Consider the following 18,875-nt stretch of genomic DNA (forward strand, 5'->3'; position numbering starts at 1 on the left):
AGGCGATCTGCAACTCCGTTCTAAGCGAAGAAAAATTCCTTTGTGCGCAGTTCCTTGATGGTGTCGCGCAGCTTCGCAGCCTTTTCAAATTCAAAGTTCTTTGCGGCTTCGCGCATCTCGGTTTCCAGACTGGCGATGTGCTTGTCCAATTCCTGTTGCGATGCGAAGTCCTGCACAGATGCGTCCGTGGTGACGTCGACGTAGTCGGCTTCAGCGATGCCGACGAGAGCTTCGCCGATGGGACGTGCGACGGACTGCGGAATGATGCCGTGTTCTTCGTTGTAGGCGAGCTGCTTTTCGCGTCGACGATTGGTTTCGTCGAGCGCGCGGCGCATGCTGTCTGTCATGTTGTCGGCGTAGAGGATGGCGCGTCCGTTGAGATGGCGCGCGGCGCGACCGATGGTCTGGATGAGCGATCCCTGCGAGCGGAGGAAGCCTTCCTTGTCCGCATCGAGGATCGCGACCAGCGATACTTCCGGCAGGTCGAGCCCTTCGCGGAGAAGGTTGATGCCGATGAGGACGTCGTATTCACCCTTGCGCAAGTCACGCAGGAGTTTCACGCGTTCGAGTGTTTCGATTTCCGAGTGCATGTAACGGCACTTCACGCCGACTTCGGTGTAGTAACCGCTGAGATCTTCGGCCATGCGTTTCGTGAGTGTTGTTACCAAAACACGTTCGTTCTTGCTGACGCGGTCGCGAATCTCTGCCAGGAGGTCGTCGATCTGGCCCTTGATGGGGCGGATTTCTACGGGTGGATCGACGAGACCGGTGGGACGGATGATTTGTTCGGTAATGACACCTGCTGCCTTGGTGAGTTCGTAGGGGCCGGGTGTCGCGCTGACGTAGATGATCTGGCCAGTGCGGTTCTCAAATTCATCGAAGGTGAGCGGGCGGTTATCCATCGCAGAGGGTAGACGGAAGCCGTAGTCGACGAGGTTGCCCTTGCGCGAGCGGTCGCCATGCCACATGCCATGAAGCTGCGGGACGGTGACGTGCGACTCGTCGATGAAGATCATGAAGTCGCGCGGGAAGTAATCAAAGAGCGTTGGTGGCGGTTCGCCGGGAAGCCGTCCGCTGAAGTGGCGCGAGTAGTTCTCAATGCCGTGGCAGTAGCCGACGGACTTGATCATCTCGAGGTCGAAGCGGGTGCGCTGATGGATGCGTTGCGCCTCGACCATGCGGCCTTCTTTTTCAAGCTGTGCTTCCCAGTCTGTGAGTTCGCGCACGATGGAGTCGATGGCGGCCGACTTGCGTTCAGGCTGCACGACGTAATGCGACTTCGGATAGATGGGGAGGCGGGCGTACTTCTGCTTGACGGTGCCGAAGAGCGGATCGATCTGTGAGAGGGAATCGATCTCGTCGCCGAAGAGTTCAATGCGGTAGGCGAGTTCGTCGTAGGTGGGATAGACCTCGATGATGTCGCCGCGCACGCGGAAGGTGCCGCGGCGGAAGTCACCTTCATTGCGCTCGTAAAGGATTTCAACGAGACGGCGCGTGATGTCTTCGCGACGAATCTTCTGGCCCTTTTCCAGCAGCATCAACATGCCGTAATAGGCTTCCGGCGAGCCGAGGCCATAGATGCAGGAGACGGACGAAACGATGATGCAGTCGCGACGTTCGAAGAGGGAACGCGTTGCGCTCAGGCGCAGTTTGTCCAACTCATCATTGATGGTGGCTTCCTTCTCGATGTAGAGGTCGCCGCTGGGGATGTAGGCTTCGGGCTGGTAGTAGTCGTAGTAGCTGACGAAGTATTCGACCGCGTTGTTGGGGAAGAACTGTTTGAACTCGTGATAGAGCTGCGCGGCGAGTGTTTTGTTGTGCGCGAGGACAAGCGCGGGCCGATTGGAAGCTTCAATGACCTTCGCCATAGTGAAGGTCTTGCCGCTGCCGGTGACGCCAAGGAGAACCTGATGCTTCTCGCCGTCACGCAATCCCTGTGTGAGTTCGGCGATCGCGGTAGGCTGATCGCCCTGTGGTTTGTACTCCGTCGCGAGCTGAAAGTCCATTCGTTTAGTTTACCTTTTCTTCGCCTTTTGCGGTGAAGACGGATTGCTGGACGGATGGACTTTCTGCGGCGTATGCGGTGTTTATTCCGTGCGGAGCGCCTCCATGGGATTGGCTGTTGCTGCCTTGCGCGCGGGTAGGGCGCTGGCCAGGAAAGATGCAAAGCCAAGTACGACGCAGGCCGCACCGAGGGTGAGCGGATCCCAGCCGGAGACGCCGAAGAGAACGGACTTCAGGAGTGAGGCGGCGAGGACTGCGAGCAACAGGCCGCTGATGATGCCGGTGAGGCTTAGGCGTCCGGCTTCACGCAGCACCATCGCGTAGATGGATTCGCGACGTGCGCCGAGGGCCATGCGGACACCGATTTCGCGGGTGCGCAGAGAGACGGAGTAGCTGATGACTCCATAGAGTCCAACAGCGCATAGCAGCAGCGCAGCGATGGCGAATGCGCCAGACAGCCATGCCGCGCCGCGATGGAGTGTGGCGCTTTGTGAACTGTCGATGCGGTCGCGCATGGTCATCACATCGCTCATGTTGAGGTCAGGGTCGATGGAGTGTACGACCTTTGGGATTGCCGCAATGACAGCGGACTCTCCTGATGCGACGCGAATGACAAGAGCTGTCTGGTCAGTGTTTTGATATGCCGAGTCATACGCTGCTGGCCAGATGGGATCATCGAGCGAGCCTTCATGCAGATTTTCAACCACGCCAACGATGGTCTTCATCGATTTGGGATCAAGCGTAGTGTTGCCGTATGTCTTACCAATGGGGTTCTGGCCGGGAAAATACTTTTCTGCGAAGACGCGGTTCACGACTGACACGAGAGGTTTGTCCGCTGTGTCCTGTTCGGAGATGTAGCGACCTTTGAGCAATGGTGTGCCGAGCGCCTGAAAATATGTGGCAGAGGCGTTGCGTTCGTTGATTTCGATATGTTTTCCGTCATAGGGACGATCCGGAAAGCGAATCCATTCGGTGTTGCCATTGAAGCTGACAGGCAGCGAGTTTCCGAAACCAACGGAGGTTACGCCGGGGATGGCACGTAGCTTTTCAACGACCGCGTGTTGCATGGCGTAGACGGCAGGATCGCTTTCGTATTTCTTTGTGGTGCCAGTTACAACGACCGTTACGAGATGATCCGGATTGAGGTTGAGGTCCGTGCGGAGCAGGTTCGCAAGGCTACGTGAGAGTAAGCCCGCGCCTGCGAGGAGTACGACTGCCACAGCAACCTCTGCGATCACAAGCAGCGAGCCCACGCGATTCCAGCTGAGGCTGCCGGAGCCTGTACCTGCGCTGCCTTCTGCAATGGCACGTTGCAATGCGTTCCACGAGATGCGGACTGCCGGCATGAGCGTAAAGAGCAGGACGGCCCCTATTGCTACAGCAAGCGAGAAGAGTAGAGTGTCGCGATTGATGGAAACCGCGTCGAAGAACGGCATCTGGTCACGCATGTTCTTCGGTACAAGAAGCATGATGGAACGCACGCTTGCGACTGCGAGCACAAGTCCTGTGGCAGCCCCGGTAAGAACGAGTGTGATGCTTTCCGTTGCGAACTGCCGGAACATGCGTCGGCGTGTGGCACCGAGAGCGGTCCGTAATGCGAACTCGCGGCGACGGCTTTCTGAGCGTGCGAGCAGCAGGCTTGCAACGTTTACACATGCGATGAAACACAGCAGTAGTGCTGCGGAGAGCAATACGTAGAAGACGGGGCGGATATTACGAACGATCTGCTCTGTAAGTGGCATGGCGATGCCACCCTGACCGCGGTTGGAGTCAGGATACTGCTGCATCAGGCGGTTGGCGATGGCTTTGACGTCAGCATCTGCCTGCTGGAAGGTGATGCCGGGACGAAGACGCGCCACACCATTGAGAGAGTGGCAACTGCGACGAGCTTCACAGTCGCCAGTTTTAGGGGAGATGGCTGTGATGAGTTGCAGACGTCCACGTGGGGCGAACTGGAAGTTCTCTGGAAGAACACCGATGACGGTGTACTTATCGCCGCTCATTTCAATGGCGCGGTTTACTACCGCCGGATCTTTGTGAAAGCTGTCGCGCCACAGATCGTAGCTGATCATGATGACCTTGCCAGCTCCCGGCAGATTGTCCGAGGAGACGAAGTCGCGGCCTGCGGCAGGATGGAGCCCCAAAGTGGACAGGAAATTGGCGCTGACGCGGATGGCTGGCTGGAATACGAGACCTTCGCCGATGCGCATCTGATAGCCCGCATAGCGCCACACTGCAAAGGACTCGAAGCTCTTTGCCTGCTGGTTCCAGTCCTGATAGTCCTGCCAGGAGAGGTTGGCGGGGCCCATGATTTCGACGGTTTCTGTAACCCATGCAAGGCGCTGCGGATCGCGGTAGGGTAGCGGCTTGATCATGGCGGCGTCGACAAAGGCGAATATGGCGATGCTGGCTCCGAAGCCGAGTGCGAGCGTGAAGATGGCCGTTAGAGTGAAGCCGGGCTTGCGGCGAAGTTGGCGAAGGGCGAAGCGGAGGTCCTGGAGAAATTCTTCAATGGAGGGAAGTGTGCGACGATCGCGAACGGATTGCATGGTTTGTTCCAGTCCTCCTAATTGCAATAGCGCCTGGCGGCGTGCTTCTTCATGGGAAAGACCGCGGCGTTCACCGTCTTCTGTCATCAGGGCAAGGTCGTGGGCCAGTTCTTCCCGCATGCCGGACTCATTAGACGGAGCTGTCCAGAGGCCGCGCAGTCGGATGAAGAAGGCACGCAGAGCGGCGATCATTTTGCAGCCTCCAGCGCCAGGAAGCGGGCCATGATTTCGCTGGTCTGCTGCCAGCTCTTTGTCTCCGTGGCAAGGCGGCGGTGACCTGCGCGCGTTAGAGAGTAAAACTTGGCGCGGCGATTGTTGTCAGAGTTGCCCCACTCCGCGGCGATGTACCCTTCCTGTTCCAGCTTCACGAGTGCGGGATAGAGCGTGCCGTAGTTGAGCGCGAGGAGGTCGCCACTGGTTTGCTCGATGCGACGCGCGATGCCATAACCGTGCTGTGCCCCCATGCTTTGCAGGGTTTTCAGCACCATCAGGCTCAGGGTTCCTTGCCACACATCCGCGCGTTCGCTCACGTCGATATCTCCTATAGGAAACCCATAGGTGTTCCTATGGTTATCCAATAGAACACTGCGGCGCGCCTTTGGCAAGGGGATTCTTGCCCGTGCGCCGTTCCTGAGAGCTGTATACGTGGCTGAAATCGGCAAAGTTCGGGGAAATTTTGATGTTCTGCGGGTACTGTTCCGGTGATAGTCTTCGTCCACGATCGTTCGCCGTTTTTGTACATGGAGTTCCGTATGGCGACTTCTCCGCTTGTGTTTGATGAATCGGCTCTACCTGTCGGCATGCCGGAAGAGCTTGCAGGACCAGAGGAACCGGCGCTTGGGCCGGTGTCTCGGCAGGAACGCATTGGCGCGCTGGATGTGTTGCGCGGCTTTTCGCTGATGGGCATCCTGATTATGAACATCACGGATTTTGCCTATGGCTATACCAACTACGCATTGCCGCTGAGCATGCTGTCGCCTGTATTTAGCGGGCCGCATGCGACTGCGAACACTGTTGCGTGGATGTTGCGATGGGTGCTGGCTGAAGGCAAGATGCGCGCCATGTTCAGCATGTTGTTTGGTGCTGGCGCAGTGTTGCTGACGGAGCGTGCGGAGCGACGTGGTGGCGGTGATCGTGTGGCGGATATCTTTCTTCGTCGCAATATGTGGCTGGTGGTGATTGGGATGCTGCACGCATTCCTGATCTGGAATGGCGACATTCTTTTCTGGTACGGCATTACGGGATTGCTGTTTCTGTATCCGATGCGTCACCTGAAGTCGAAAACGCTGCGGCGGACGGCAGGTTGGCTGCTGTTGGTCTGGGTGCTGGCGGCGGGTATTGGACGCAGTGTGGGCGTGTACTTCACGAACAAGGGCGGCAATGACGCAATTGCCAAGGTTCATGCGGGCAAGACGCTGACGGAGAAGGAACGCAAAGACATTGTGGAGAAGGTGTCGCAGGACAAGCAGTGGAGTCGCCTGCGCGTGGACACCGAGAAAGACGTTGCGGATCACAAGAGCTACACCAAGGCGCTGGGGGCGGATGCAAAAGATGCGCTGCAATCAGAGCAGGCGATTCAGTTTGCGTTTCCGGATGTGCTGATCTTCATGCTGCTGGGCATGGCGCTTTACAAGAATGGATTTCTTACCGGCGAGCAACCGACGAAGGTGTATGTGTGGACCGCGGTGATTGGCTATGCGATTTCGCTTCCATTGGGCGCGGCTGGAGCGATCATCGCGTGGAAGAACGGCTTCGAGATTGTGAAATCCACCATCTGGCTCTTTGGGCCTTACGATATTTGTCGCGTGAGCGGAGCGCTGGCAAATGCTGCGGTGATTCTGCTGATTGTGCGTGCGGGTGCGCTGCGATGGGCAACGAAGGCTGTGGCCAATGTGGGGCAGATGGCATTGTCCAACTATCTGGCGACGAGTGTGATCTGCCGTTTCCTTTTTGTGTGGGGGCCGACGCACTGGTACGGCTACATGACGTATTACAAGGTGTATTACGTGATGGCCGGTGTGTGGGGGTTCAACCTGATTTTTAGCGCGATCTGGTTACGTTATTTCCAGTTTGGTCCTGTGGAGTGGGCGTGGCGTTCGCTTACGTACTGGCATCGCCAGCCGATGAAACTGCGTGCGGCGTCTGCGGACACGGTCTCGGCTTAGTAAACTAAGGTCTTGGCGACCACCTCAAAGAAAGTCGAAGACCCGTCCACGCTGCGTGGACATGCGCTGGCCGTTGCTCTACTGGCGGCGGGCGCGCTGTTTATGGAGAACCTGGATGCGACGATTATCGCGACCGGGTTACCGACGATGGCGCGCGACTTTGGTACGTCCGCCATTGCCGTGAATGTTGGCATTACGGCGTATCTGTTGACGCTGGCCATCTTCATTCCCGTGAGCGGATGGGTGGCCATGCGGTTTGGCGAACGGCGCGTTTTCACTTCAGCCATTCTGATCTTTACCTGCGCTTCTGCCTTGTGTGGGCTGAGTCACACGTTGCCCTTGTTTACCGCTTCACGCGTATTGCAGGGCATTGGCGGATCCATGATGGTGCCGGTGGGGCGGCTGATGGTGCTGCGCGCTTCCACCAAAGCGCAGTTGATGAAGGCGATTGCGTACACAATCTGGCCTGCGCTGGTGGCGCCGATCCTGGGGCCACCGCTGGGCGGATGGATTCTTTCGTTTACGACGTGGCCTTGGATGTTTTTGCTGAACGTGCCGATCGGTGTGGTGTTGTTTGCATTGGCGCTGAAGCTGGTGCCGAAGGATCGTGAAACCGTTCGCGAAAGTTTTGATCTTCCTGGATTTTTGTTGGCTGGATCGGCCTCGTTCTGCTTGATGTATTTGCTGGAATCTCTGGAAGTGGAACATGCTCCGGGATTGAAGGCTGCTGTGCTTTTAGTGGCTACTGTTGCACTGTCATTGGGGACGGTGTGGTGGCTGCGGCGCGCGGAAAAGCCTTTGTTTTCGCTGGAAGTGTTTCGTATTGAGACATTCCGTGTATCGAATGGCGCTGGATCGCTATTTCGTATGGCGGTGTTTTCCGTACCATTCTTGCTGCCGTTGCTGTTTCAGGAGGCTTTTGGGCTGAATCCGTTGGAATCAGGATCGCTGACGATGGCGGTGTTTGCGGGAAATTTGGCAATGAAGCCGCTGACCGGGCCGTTGCTCCGTCGCTATGGTTTTCGTACGGTTCTGTTGTGGAATGGGACGTTGACTGCGTTGGCACTGGTGGCGTGTGGATGGTTGCATGCAAACACGCCGAAGGTGATCACGTTGCTTGTCTTATTTGCTGGTGGACTTGGGCGTTCGATGGAACTGACAGCGCTTACGACCATGGGATTTGCGGACTTACCTGAGAAGTTGAAGAACAGCGGCACCACGCTGGCTACGACGATCAATCAGATGACGACGAGTCTTGGTGTGGCAGTTTCTGCGCTCGCTCTGCATGGAAGCGCATTGGTACGTGGCGGGGCGAGTGCATTCGATTTTCGTGTGGCATTTTGCGTGATGGCTGGACTTGCTGCGCTGAGTTTGCCTTCGTATCTGCGAATGCATCCTGCGGCGGGTGCGGCAGTGAGCGGAAACCTCATCCGGCAGGAACGCGAAGCGACACCGGCGGAAGGTTAGGGCAGAAGTTCCTGCAGAGCGGAGAACCACTCCGTGGGGCTGTCCACGATCGCGTCTGGACCTGCTTCACGCAGCTTTGCCGGGGCTAATCCGTAGTTGCATCCCAGGCAGAGGATGCCAGCGTTGCGCGCTGTGGCGACGTCGACGTGGGAATCGCCGACGAGAACGGTTCGTTGCGGAGATACCGGACGGCCCAGCATGCGCGATGCTTCTTCCATCAGCGCCTGTATGCCTTCGGGATCTGGCTTTTTGGTGGGGAAACTGTCACCACCGTAGTTGGCAAAGAAGAACTCAGACAGCCCCAACCCGGAACAGATGACGCGTGAAGGACGATAGGGTTTGTTCGTGAGGATGGCCATCGGCAGGGATGGCGCTGCTGCGCGAATCCTGCGGAGTTCACTGATGACGCCGGGATAGGCATAGGTGAAGTCGAGGTTGTGTGCGCGGTAATAGTCCAGGAAGAAAGGGATTGCCTGTGCAAGTGCTACTTCGTCAATGGCTCCTGTAGCTTCCAGGGAGCGGCGGACGAGCATGGCAGCGCCGTCACCAATGAACTCCGCAATGCGATGTGGTGGAAGTATTTCTCGCCCAAGGAACGCTAGTGTGGCATTCACTGACGCGGCGAGGTCCTGTTCCGAGTCGATCAGGGTTCCATCCAGATCGAAGACGAGAAGATCGCAGCGTAGTTCGCTGCTGGCTTCCTCAGGCATACTTGCGCAACATGCCCAGAACCTTGCCCTGAATGGCGACGCGGTCGGCCGGGGCAAAGATGGGGGCCATCTCATTATTAGAAGGCTGTAGGCGGATCAGATTGCCTTCCTTGTAATAGCGCTTGAGTGTGGCGTCGGCACCGTCGACGAGTGCAACAACGATTTCGCCTTCGCGGGCAGTGTTGGTGCGCTCCACTAATACGTAGTCGCCGTTGACAATGTGTTCGTCGCGCATGCTGTCGCCACGGACTTCGAGGGCAAAGACCTCTCGGTTGCCGATGATCTCGGAAAGCGAGATGGATTCTGCGGTTTCGATAGCTTCCACGGGGCGACCTGCGGCAATGCGACCCATCAGGGGAAGACGTTCGTTGTTCTTACGCGAATTCCTAGGCGAAAGGACGTCAATGGAGCGGCTGCGGTTGTGCGCTCGCTGCAAGAGGCCTTTGTTGTGCAGGTTTGTGATGTGTTTGTGCACCGTTGCCAGCGAATTCAGGCCAAGTCCAGCCGCAATTTCTTCGTAGGAAGGGGAGTATCCCTTGCGCTGGGTAAAGCCGGAGAGGAAGTCCAAAACCTCTTTTTGTCGCCGCGTGATCGCCATGGCTGAAATTGTAGCGAATAAAAGGCGAACTGCAAGGTAAAAGTTTTTTGAACCAAGAAAGGCAATGGAGTGGCATAGTTGTTCCCGATGTGGTACGACTCGCGAACACCGCTGCCAGCGAATCATTGTTTTGCTCTCATGTTCACGGCATCTTGAGATGGAGACAGGTGACGGATGGAAAAGTACACCTGCTCAACACATGGACAAATGGAACGCGGGAGGAACAACGAATGAGAGTGATGGTGGCAGAAGACGATGCGGCACTTTCTTTGTTTCTAAAGAAAGCGCTCGAACTGGAAGGACACACCGTTCGCGTAGTTGCAGATGGTGCAAGTGCCGTGGAAGGCATTCAGGAAGACATGCCGGATCTGTTGGTATTGGATCTGGGGCTTCCGCAAATGGATGGCGTCGATGTATTGCGCGCACTGCATGATCGGGTTGCTTCGATGTCGATCCTGATATTGACGGGCCGGTCGGAGTTATCGGAAAAGATTGAATGCCTAAACCTGGGCGCGGATGACTATCTGTTGAAGCCGTTCTCCATGTATGAACTATTAGCCCGTTGTAAGGCTATTGGCAGACGACGGATGGGAGCCTCAGCAGGAGTGTTGCAATGTGCAGGGCTGCGTATGGATCGCATTCAACGCACAGTGTCGTTCCAGGAAGAGATGCTTGAATTCACTTCAAAGGAATTCACGTTGTTGGAATATCTGTTGCTGCAAAAGGGGCGCACTGTGTCCCGTCGTGAACTGATGGAGAATGTGTGGCAGATGTCGCCGGATGCTGGAACGAACGTAGTGGATGTGTATGTGAATTACCTTCGCCGTAAGTTGGGTGCAGTGGGCGCGGTGGGCCTGGTGCAGACCATGCGTGGTGAGGGATATGGCATTGCTGCGAAAGATAAAGGGAATTCGTTACGATTCAACACTGTGCCTGCGGCTGCTGGTTTCCATACAGCTTTGGAGGTTGCATGAACCAGATGGAGTTGACCATGAATGATACTGCGTTGGAAGAACTGGAAGATGCCATCCACTCGCTCTCACAGCCTATGACTGCGCTGTTGTTTGCCGTGGAGATGGCTGCTCTTCGCACCACGCCGGAGCAGCTTCAGGACGCTTTAAACACTGCACGTACTGAATGTCGTCGCGCCGTATCAGAGTTGGAACGCGTACGCGATGCCGCTGCGCGTTTGCATGCGGGAGGGGCGCGATGAGTGCTGTTGTTGCGGCGTCAGTTGTGCAGCGTTCCGTGGTGTTGGTGACTCCTGATACGGAGTTGCGGCACAAGCTTTCTACTTTGCTCGCAGGCATGCGTTGGGAGGTGTTTCCGGCTTCCGGCGGTGCTGAAGCGATGATGCATCTTGGAAGCTTGGCGCCGGAGGCGATGATCGTAGATCATTGGCTGCCAGACTTGGATGCTACCGAGTTTGCGACGTATGCCGCGACACTTTGTCCTGCGACGGATATGTTGCAGATGGATGGTAGTTGTAGCGGTTCTGCAGTGCGCAGTGCGCGCCGTAATGAGCTTTTGCATGCATTGCGAGAGGCGCAGGAAAGCTGCACGGAAACCTCGCCTGCAACGAGTGGATTTGATGGTGCGGCATGGCTGCAGGCACCGGTTACGGTACCTCTTGTTGCCCCGGTGGCTGCGGCAAGGGAGATGCAGGCTGAAGTTCCGGAAGAGATCAAGATGCATCTTCCCGAGTTCGTTGGTGATGCTGCGATGATGCGGGAGCTGGCGCTGCAGATCCGGCTGGTGGCTCCTCATCCAGCGAACGTTCTCGTGCTGGGAGAAACGGGTACCGGAAAAGAATTGGTTGCAAAGGCAGTGCATCGGTTGAGCCCTCGTGTAGGGAAGCCGTTTGTGGTGTTGAACTGTGCTGCGATCCCGGAACATCTACTGGAAGCGGAACTATTCGGACATACGCGTGGCGCGTTCACAGGGGCTGTGACATCGCGTATGGGCCGTATTGAAGCAGCGCATGGCGGCACGTTGTTTCTGGATGAGATTGGAGAGATGCCTTTGCCGTTGCAGGCGAAGATGCTTCGCTTTCTGGAGAACGGTGAAATTCAGAAGGTGGGCGAAAATGAGCCTATCCGTGTGGATGTGCGGATCGTTGCGGCGACGCATCAGCCGTTGGAAGAGCTTGCCCGTGATCGTCGGTTCCGATTGGATCTGTATCACCGACTTGCGGTGTTCCCCGTGGAGATACCTGCGTTGCGAGAGCGGCGTGAGGATATTCCCATGCTGGTGGAGCATACTCTGCGCAAGTTAGGCGAGAGCACGCCGCGCAAATCCATTAGCAGGGAAGCTCTTGCATTGCTGCAAAACCTTGATTGGCCGGGCAATGTTCGTGAGCTTGGCCACATGATTCAGCGCGCAGTGATTCTTTGTGGTGAGGAGGCGGGGATTCGACCAGAACATATCCGGCTTCCGGGTCGGATATCCGCCACGATACATTAGAAAATTCGCAAGCAACCTGCATATTGCAGTTAGGCCGCTCACAGGAGCGGCCTAACTATTGGTCTTCTACATGCACTTATCGGCAGTAAGTTGCTCTGACTTAAGCGAAAAGGAAAATTTTGATGCTTGAGATGCCGACAGCCGATGCGCTGGAACGTTATCTGACGCTTGCAACACAGCAGATGAAGCTGACCGCTGAAAATATGGCCAATCAAAACACCGATGGCTATACCCGCAGGGTTGCCAGCTTTTCCAGCACCGATATGGTGAATGTAAATGGCATCTCAACCAGTTCCGGTGTGACCGCGACCGTGACCGCTCAGCGTGATCGTGTATTGCAACGGTCTTTGCAGCAGGCTACCGAAGCTTCGAGTGCTAGTAGCGCGCGTACTACGGCCTTGGACAATCTGCAGTCTCTATTCACCATTGATGGTTCGGGTGACGATGCATCGGGCATTGGGGCAGCGATCAGCGATTTCTTTAACAGCGTGACGTCCCTTGCATCTTCGCCCTCTGATACCAATACGCGGCAAACTGCTTATGCCGCTGCGCAGGCGCTTGTAACAACGATGAATCGGACAGCATCGCAACTGAGTGCACAGACGACTTCGCTCAATCAGCAGATTGGCACGTCTGTGGATCAGGCAAATGGTCTTCTCACGAGCATTGCCTCTTTGAACAAGCAGATTCAGCAAGCGGGAGGGCAGGACACCAGCGGTTTGCAGGATGAACGTGACCAGGCCGTTCTTTCCCTTGCAAAACTGGTGGATGTAAATACGGTGACAGCAACCGATGGCACCGTGAACCTTTCCCTGTCTGACGGTACGCCTCTACTGAATGGAACGCAGGCGATCAGTCTGAGCACGGCTACTGTAAACGGAAACGTCCACATTATGTCCAATGGATCTGACGTTACCGGCTCCATTCTGTCGGGCAGTATCGGTGGTTTATTGCAGGTTCGTGACCAGGATCTCCCTGCCGTGCAGCAACAACTAGACTCGGTCGCATCGGCGATTGCCTCTGCGGTGAATGCACAGAACGCAGCCGGAACCGATGCAAGCGGGAATGCTGGCGGAGATGTTTTCTCTGGTAATACAGCAGCAACGTTGAAGATGGCCATTAGCAGTGGCGATGGCATCGCCACCTCTTCGGACGGCAGTAATGCTACAGCAATAGGGGCCGTTGCATCGCAGGCGATTGTGGGATCACTTACGGCTTCTGGAGCGTTTTCCGTGATGATTACTTCGCTGGGGCAGACGGTATCCTCTGCGACTACAACCAAGTCCGCGAATGATGCGGTGCTGGCACAAACGTCGACTCAGGTTGCGAATCTATCTGGCGTTTCGCTGGATACGGAAGCAGCCAATCTCACACAGTATCAACGGTCCTATGAAGCAGCGGCGAAAGTGCTTTCGATCGTAAATGAGTTGATGGCGCAGGCGATTAATCTTGGCCAGCAGACGACCGTTTCGTAATGCAGAAGCAGGGAGAATGATCCATGTTGAATAGCACCACATCGCTGCAACAAATGCTTTCGTCGCTCTCGAATCTGAGTGATCAGCAGACGCGCATCTCGCAGGAGATGTCTTCAGGTCTTCGCATTACATCATTGGGGGACGATCCAGTGGCGTCGGGCCAGGCCGTTACCATGGCCGACACGTTGCGACAGGACGCCGCATTTCTCTCCACGGCAAGCAATGCCAGCAATCGTATGCAGACTGCGGATACGGCTTTAGGGTCAGTGGTGTCGCAGCTGACCTCTGCGATTAGTACGGCTACAGGAGCGTTGAGCGGCACGGGAAATACAACAACGAATGCGGTTGCCGCGCAATCGCTGTCTTCCATTCGCGACACGATTCTTTCGCTTGCCAATAGCAGCTATGGTGGGACCTATCTGTTTTCCGGATCTTCTACAGCAGTTCCATTTACAGAAGATGCTTCGGGAAATGTAACTTATACCGGCAATAGCGACGCAACAAGTGTTGCACTGACATCAGGCGGCACGGTAAGCACCTCTCTTGCGGGGAACAATGTTTTTGCTGCATCCGGCGCATCGGTCTTTGACGCTTTGAACAACATCATTACCGCCTTACAAAGTGGAGCGACGCCCGATTCTTCATCGCTTGTGAGTGGCTTGCGGGATGCGCTGAATAGTGTCATTTCACAACGAGCCACTTTGAATTCTGCACAGAGCCGTATTTCCAGTGAGAGCGATTACATTACTGCGCAGAAGACGAATCTATTGGCACAGCAATCGACGCTGCTGTCTGCGGACACAGCAACGCTTGCAACGGAACTCTCTTCTGTGACGACACAGCGTTCCGCTTTGTTGAGTACGATTGCTGCGGTGCAAAAGGGAAGTCTCTTCGACTACCTCTAGCAGCAGCGTGGTGCCGATATCCGGTACACTCGGCATGTGATTGGTGCGGTTAGTTTTCTTTGGAACAGCACGCGTGGCTCCCGGTTGCGCCCTTGGCGGAGTCCTTATCTTCGTTGGCGTCTCGAGACATATTCAGGACTGCACGCCGAGGAGATTGGCGCGAAGGAAGTGTTTGGTTTCCTATGGGCTGAGAAGCAGCAGTTTCTGCATTTTCTCCGCTGGACGGACGAGATCCGTAAGGAGAGCCGTACGCCCCATGCGTGATCCTCGTGCATGGTCTCGGCGAGATTTTCTTGGGCATGCGGCAATAGCCTCTGCATCATTGGCACTGCTGAATGGCTGCGGCCCCAAGAGATCATCTGGTTCGGGGTATCGCTTGCCGGGGGTGGACGTGAGCGGACCACACTCTTTGAAGGCACATGCGATGGATGCGCGAATGCTATTTGGCTTCGCGGTCAATACGCAGAAGCTGCGTGACGATGCGGCTTACCGAGCTCTTGTGGAGCAGCAATGCAGCATCATCGTGGCGGAAAATGCGATGAAGTGGCATGCGTTGCGTCCGGCGATAGATCAGTTTTCCTTTGCAGATGCAGATGCGTTGGTCGAGTTTGCTGCCCGCCGTCACATCCGTTTGCGTGGCCACAATCTCTGCTGGCATGAGGCGCTGCCGGAGTGGTTCGCGAAGCAGGTGACTGCTGTGAATGCCCGTCAGTTGCTGCGAGACCATATCCGCACCGTTGCCGGTCGCTATTCCGGTCGCATCCATTCGTGGGACGTGGTGAATGAGGCGATCGAGATCAGGGATGGCCGTCCGGATGGCCTCCGCAACACGCCCTGGCTGCAGATGATTGGAACGGACTATATCGAGATGGCCTTCCGTGTGGCGCGCGATGCCGATCCGTCGGCGCTGCTGACTTACAACGAATACGGTATTGAGCAGGAAACCCAGGAAGCGGCAATGAAGCGTGCGGCGGTGTTGCTGATGCTTCGTCGGTTGAAGCAGCGGAATGTGCCACTGGACGCCGTCGGGATCCAGTCGCACTTGCAGGCGCAACCTGCGAACGGCTATGGGCCTGGTTTGCAGAGGTTTGTGCAGGATTGCCGCGAAATAGGACTGGAAGTCTTTATTACAGAGTTGGATGTGAACGATCGAACCCTACCTTCCGATGTCGAAACGCGAGATATTGGCGTGGCCAATCGATATCGCAGCTACCTGGACCTGTTATTACCGGAAAGAAATGTGACTGCGGTACTGACGTGGGGAGTTTCCGATGCAGGGACCTGGCTGAATCAGGGTAAGGATCGGGCGAGGGAAGATGGCTTACCTCAACGGCCTCTGTTGTTTGACGGCCAGCTTCGCGCCAAACCGGCATTTGTGGGGGTACGGGATGCTTTTGATGCGCGGCACCAGGCAGGTGCTTTGCGGGGTACTCCGCCGTCGCAGAAACCACTGCCAAAACTGTAGGTTGGCTTTGGCGAATCTTCGCCCCAGTGGTATCCTGTTGCGTAGACCAATTCGGCTTTATTGAAATCAGGAGCACTACAAGACAGTGTTGGCAACAGTTAAAAAGAACGAGATTATCAGCAAGTATCGTGTGCACGATACCGATACCGGCAGCCCCGAAGTGCAGATCGCTATTCTGAGCGAGCGCATCGGCCAGTTGACCGAGCATTTCAAGACGCACAAGAAGGATCATGGTTCGCGCCGCGGCCTGCTGATGCTGGTGTCCAAGCGTCGCAGCCTGCTGGATTACCTGAAGAAGAATGACTCCGACCGCTACCGCGAAGTGATCGCAAAGCTCGGTATCCGTAAGTAAATCTTCCTTCAAGTTATTCCGAGGGCCGCTTCTCGTGCATTCGTTTATCGGGAGCACCGTATCTGCTGTGCCGGGACGTCTTCGTCCCGGCCACACGCTCTTTCAGAGGAGCGTGAACGGTTGATCCTGCCCTTCGGCACATCCAGGATTTCGTTTCGGAGTTCGTCCGAAATCACCCTCGTATCGTCATTTACAAGGATTTCGCGCCACGCAGGCCATCGTGCTGTGCGTGCGCATGCGCGTGTCTGCGCAAATAAGTTTCCATAACCCACAAAGAGAGAACACCCGCTATGAAGCAGGAGATTACCGTTGAACTTGCCGGTGGCAAGAGCATCACATTTGAAACGGGCCGCATTGCCAAGCAGGCATCAGGCGCCGCTTTTGTAAGCAGCGGCGACACCGTGATCCTGGCAACCGCCGTTGGCGCTCCGGAGCCGAAGGAAGGCATCGACTTCTTTCCGCTGACCGTTGAGTATCGCGAAACCAGCTATGCAGGTGGCCGCATCCCCGGCGGTTTCATCAAGCGCGAAGGCCGTCCTTCTGAGAAGGAAATCCTCACCTCGCGTCAGATTGACCGCCCCATTCGTCCCCTTTTCTCCGAGACCTACCGCAACGAGACCCAGGTGGTCGCGTTCGTGTACTCCGCAGACAAGCAGAACGATCCGGATGCGATTGCCATTAACGCAGCATCATGCGCTCTGGCGCTGTCGGATATTCCGTTCCTTGGCCCTATTGGCGCAGTCCGAATTGGCATTGTAGACGGCGAGTTCATTGTGAACCCGACTTACGAGGAGCGCACAAAGAGCCTGCTGAACATCATGGTTGCCGGTACGAAGGACGGCATCACGATGGTGGAGTCCGGTGCGAAGGAAGTATCGGAAGACAAGGCTGTTGAGGCTATCGAGTTTGCGCACGAGCAGATCAAGCTGATCTGCGCTGCCATTAACGAACTGGCTGTGAAGGCAGGCAAGACAAAGCGCGCAGTTGCTGTAGCTGAAGATATTTCTGGTTACTACAACGAACTGAAGTCGCAAGTGGGCGAGCGCCTGACAGATGCTTTGGATACACAAAAGTATGGCAAGACTGAAAGCTATTCGAAGATTGCCGAGATCAAGAGCGAGCTGAAGAAGTCGCTGCCGGAAGGCGATGCCGCTGCGGCGAAGCGTCTGGGTAAGGTATTTGAGCTGCTGCGCGAGAACATCTTCCGCGAGCAGGTGCTGAAGGACCGCATCCGTCCCGATCGTCGTGCATTCGACGAGATCCGCAAGATCGATATCGAAGTGGGCGTTCTACCGCGTACGCACGGTTCGGCTCTGTTTACCCGTGGTGAGACCCAGGCTCTGGTCACAGCAACGCTCGGTACGGCCGACGATGCGCAGCGCCTGGAAACCTACGAAGGCGAAGTGAAGAAGCGCTTCATGCTTCACTACAACTTTCCGCCGTATTCCGTTGGTGAGGTTGGACGTATGACCGGTACCGGTCGTCGCGAAATCGGCCACGGTGCTCTGGCGTCGCGTGCGATTGAAGCTGTTCTGCCGGATGAAAAGTCCTCGCCATACACGCTGCGTGTGGTGTCGGACATCACGGAATCGAACGGTTCCTCGTCCATGGCTTCGGTTTGCGGCGCTTCGTTGTCGTTGATGCAGGCAGGCATTCCGTTGAAGGCTGCTGTGGCTGGTATCGCAATGGGCTTGGTGAAGGAAGGCGACGATTACGCCGTTCTGACCGACATTGCCGGTGCGGAAGATCACTACGGCGACATGGACTTCAAGGTGGCCGGAACGCGCGAAGGCATTACTGCGCTGCAGATGGACATCAAGATCATGGGCATCACGCCGCAGATTATGCGTGAGGCTCTGGCTCAGGCCAAGGCTGCTCGCCTGTTCCTGCTGGACAAGATGGATGCAGTGATCGCGTCGGCATCGGAAGAGAAGTCGCGTTACGCTCCGCAGATCAAGACGCTGCAGATTCCGACGGACAAGATTCGTGACCTGATCGGACCTGGCGGCAAGGTGATCCGCGGCATTATCGAAGCCACGCAGGTGAAGATCGACGTGGACGACAGCGGTAAGGTCGATGTCTCGTCAAGCGATCCAGATGGTTTGGCACGTGCTATCCAGATGATCAGCGATCTGACGGCTGTGCCGGAGCCCGGCAAGACCTACCTGGGCAAGGTGGTTCGTCTGGCCGAGTTCGGCGCATTTGTCGAAATCTTCCCAGGCACGGACGGCCTGCTGCACGTTTCGGAAATCGCAGAGCATCGCGTGAAGGACGTGAAGGACGAACTGCGCGAAGGCGATCAGGTTCTGGTGAAGGTTCTGGCAATTGAAGGTAACCGCATCAAGCTGAGCCGCAAGGCTGTTCTGAAGGAGCAGCGTGCAAAGCTTGGCTTGCCTGATCCTCAGGTGGAAGAGGGCAATGGGGATCGCGCACCGCGTGCTCCTCGTCCGGCAGCTCCTGCCCCCACGGAGACCATCACGCTGGAAGGCGGCGAGGACTTCGATGAGGACGATGATCTGGATGATGAGATTGAGGGCGAGGACGAAGGTGATGAGTCTGAAGGTGAAGGCCCTGAAGGTTCGTCGCAGAATGCCGGAAGCGGAGCCCCACAGGGCCAGCGTCGCCGTCGCCGTCGTCGTGGCGGACGTCGTGCCCCCGGTGGCAACAGCGGCGCACCTCGCGCGTAACTCGAATTAGCTAAAGAAGAAAAGACCGCGGCATT

15 protein-coding genes are annotated in these 18,875 nt (G+C 56.4%); 10 read left to right on the plus strand and 5 right to left on the minus strand.

The window, feature by feature from the left end; genetic code table 11:
* Window positions 1-20 precede the first annotated feature (20 nt).
* The 3 genes from uvrB to JAO32_RS09960 all read right to left on the minus strand — a co-directional run bounded on the left by uvrB (window position 21) and on the right by JAO32_RS09960 (window position 5,083).
* The gene (uvrB, locus tag JAO32_RS09950; protein WP_334239827.1) at window positions 21-2,006 is read right to left on the minus strand and encodes an excinuclease ABC subunit UvrB; all 1,986 of its coding nucleotides are present in this window, start codon (window positions 2,004-2,006) and stop codon (window positions 21-23) included.
* 81 nt (window positions 2,007-2,087) lie between these two features.
* Window positions 2,088-4,745, minus strand: a complete 2,658-nt coding sequence (locus JAO32_RS09955) for an ABC transporter permease (protein WP_334239828.1) — start codon at window positions 4,743-4,745, stop codon at window positions 2,088-2,090.
* Window positions 4,742-5,083, minus strand: a complete 342-nt coding sequence (locus JAO32_RS09960; RefSeq protein WP_047487992.1) for a PadR family transcriptional regulator — start codon at window positions 5,081-5,083, stop codon at window positions 4,742-4,744. Before JAO32_RS09960 ends, JAO32_RS09955 begins: the two co-directional genes overlap by 4 nt.
* 222 nt (window positions 5,084-5,305) lie before the next feature.
* Here JAO32_RS09960 and JAO32_RS09965 point away from each other — a divergent pair, with 222 nt between their 5' ends.
* Window positions 5,306-6,718 carry a DUF418 domain-containing protein gene (locus tag JAO32_RS09965; protein ID WP_334239831.1) on the plus strand — a complete coding sequence of 471 codons (1,413 nt, stop codon included), beginning with the start codon at window positions 5,306-5,308 and terminating at the stop codon, window positions 6,716-6,718.
* Window positions 6,719-6,730: 12 nt separating this feature from the next.
* Window positions 6,731-8,185, plus strand: a complete 1,455-nt coding sequence (locus tag JAO32_RS09970) for a DHA2 family efflux MFS transporter permease subunit (RefSeq protein WP_334239833.1) — start codon at window positions 6,731-6,733, stop codon at window positions 8,183-8,185.
* Here the strand turns inward: JAO32_RS09970 and JAO32_RS09975 are convergent.
* Both JAO32_RS09975 and lexA read right to left on the minus strand, forming a co-directional pair.
* Window positions 8,182-8,895 (minus strand): HAD hydrolase-like protein, encoded by a 714-nt coding sequence (locus tag JAO32_RS09975; protein WP_334239836.1) that lies wholly within the window; start codon window positions 8,893-8,895, stop codon window positions 8,182-8,184. The two genes, JAO32_RS09970 and JAO32_RS09975, sit on opposite strands and share 4 nt — an antisense overlap.
* Window positions 8,888-9,493 carry a transcriptional repressor LexA gene (gene lexA / locus JAO32_RS09980; protein WP_334239837.1) on the minus strand — a complete coding sequence of 202 codons (606 nt, stop codon included), beginning with the start codon at window positions 9,491-9,493 and terminating at the stop codon, window positions 8,888-8,890. The genes JAO32_RS09975 and lexA overlap by 8 nt, the downstream gene beginning before the upstream one ends.
* A gap of 230 nt (window positions 9,494-9,723) precedes the next feature.
* Here lexA and JAO32_RS09985 point away from each other — a divergent pair, with 230 nt between their 5' ends.
* The 8 genes from JAO32_RS09985 to pnp all read left to right on the plus strand — a co-directional run bounded on the left by JAO32_RS09985 (window position 9,724) and on the right by pnp (window position 18,840).
* Entirely contained in the window at window positions 9,724-10,467 is a 744-nt protein-coding gene (locus JAO32_RS09985; protein ID WP_334239839.1) for a response regulator transcription factor, read from the plus strand.
* A complete protein-coding gene (locus JAO32_RS09990; protein ID WP_334239841.1) occupies window positions 10,464-10,706 on the plus strand; it encodes a hypothetical protein in 243 nt (80 codons plus the stop codon). The genes JAO32_RS09985 and JAO32_RS09990 overlap by 4 nt, the downstream gene beginning before the upstream one ends.
* Complete coding sequence (locus JAO32_RS09995) at window positions 10,703-11,956, plus strand: sigma-54 dependent transcriptional regulator (protein WP_334239843.1); 1,254 nt, start codon at window positions 10,703-10,705, stop codon at window positions 11,954-11,956. Before JAO32_RS09990 ends, JAO32_RS09995 begins: the two co-directional genes overlap by 4 nt.
* Before the next feature lie 122 nt (window positions 11,957-12,078).
* Window positions 12,079-13,431 carry a flagellar hook-associated protein FlgK gene (gene flgK / locus JAO32_RS10000; RefSeq protein WP_334239845.1) on the plus strand — a complete coding sequence of 451 codons (1,353 nt, stop codon included), beginning with the start codon at window positions 12,079-12,081 and terminating at the stop codon, window positions 13,429-13,431.
* Between the two features lie 23 nt (window positions 13,432-13,454).
* On the plus strand, window positions 13,455-14,336 hold the full coding sequence (locus JAO32_RS10005; RefSeq protein ID WP_334239847.1) for a flagellin N-terminal helical domain-containing protein: 882 nt from the start codon (window positions 13,455-13,457) through the stop codon (window positions 14,334-14,336).
* 256 nt (window positions 14,337-14,592) lie between these two features.
* Window positions 14,593-15,801, plus strand: coding sequence for an endo-1,4-beta-xylanase (locus JAO32_RS10010; protein WP_334239849.1), 1,209 nt, complete (start codon window positions 14,593-14,595; stop codon window positions 15,799-15,801).
* Between the two features lie 85 nt (window positions 15,802-15,886).
* A complete protein-coding gene (gene rpsO, locus JAO32_RS10015) occupies window positions 15,887-16,153 on the plus strand; it encodes a 30S ribosomal protein S15 (RefSeq protein ID WP_047487890.1) in 267 nt (88 codons plus the stop codon).
* A 290-nt stretch (window positions 16,154-16,443) separates the two neighbouring features.
* Window positions 16,444-18,840 (plus strand): polyribonucleotide nucleotidyltransferase, encoded by a 2,397-nt coding sequence (gene pnp, locus JAO32_RS10020; RefSeq protein ID WP_334239852.1) that lies wholly within the window; start codon window positions 16,444-16,446, stop codon window positions 18,838-18,840.
* The last annotated feature ends 35 nt before the right edge of the window (window positions 18,841-18,875 follow it).

Source organism: Terriglobus sp. ADX1 (assembly GCF_036877645.1).
Classification (GTDB): Bacteria; Acidobacteriota; Terriglobia; order Terriglobales; family Acidobacteriaceae; genus Terriglobus.

Bases quoted from the DNA above. Each gene is read 5' to 3' on its own strand.
- uvrB (WP_334239827.1), bottom strand. From the start codon at position 2,006: ATGGACTTTCAGCTCGCGACGGAGTACAAACCACAGGGCGATCAGCCT.
- JAO32_RS09955 (WP_334239828.1), bottom strand. From the start codon at position 4,745: ATGATCGCCGCTCTGCGTGCCTTCTTCATCCGACTGCGCGGCCTCTGG.
- JAO32_RS09965 (WP_334239831.1), top strand. From the start codon at position 5,306: ATGGCGACTTCTCCGCTTGTGTTTGATGAATCGGCTCTACCTGTCGGC.
- JAO32_RS09975 (WP_334239836.1), bottom strand. From the start codon at position 8,895: ATGCCTGAGGAAGCCAGCAGCGAACTACGCTGCGATCTTCTCGTCTTC.
- lexA (WP_334239837.1), bottom strand. From the start codon at position 9,493: ATGGCGATCACGCGGCGACAAAAAGAGGTTTTGGACTTCCTCTCCGGC.
- JAO32_RS09985 (WP_334239839.1), top strand. From the start codon at position 9,724: ATGAGAGTGATGGTGGCAGAAGACGATGCGGCACTTTCTTTGTTTCTA.
- JAO32_RS09990 (WP_334239841.1), top strand. From the start codon at position 10,464: ATGAACCAGATGGAGTTGACCATGAATGATACTGCGTTGGAAGAACTG.
- JAO32_RS09995 (WP_334239843.1), top strand. From the start codon at position 10,703: ATGAGTGCTGTTGTTGCGGCGTCAGTTGTGCAGCGTTCCGTGGTGTTG.
- flgK (WP_334239845.1), top strand. From the start codon at position 12,079: ATGCTTGAGATGCCGACAGCCGATGCGCTGGAACGTTATCTGACGCTT.
- JAO32_RS10005 (WP_334239847.1), top strand. From the start codon at position 13,455: ATGTTGAATAGCACCACATCGCTGCAACAAATGCTTTCGTCGCTCTCG.
- JAO32_RS10010 (WP_334239849.1), top strand. From the start codon at position 14,593: ATGCGTGATCCTCGTGCATGGTCTCGGCGAGATTTTCTTGGGCATGCG.
- pnp (WP_334239852.1), top strand. From the start codon at position 16,444: ATGAAGCAGGAGATTACCGTTGAACTTGCCGGTGGCAAGAGCATCACA.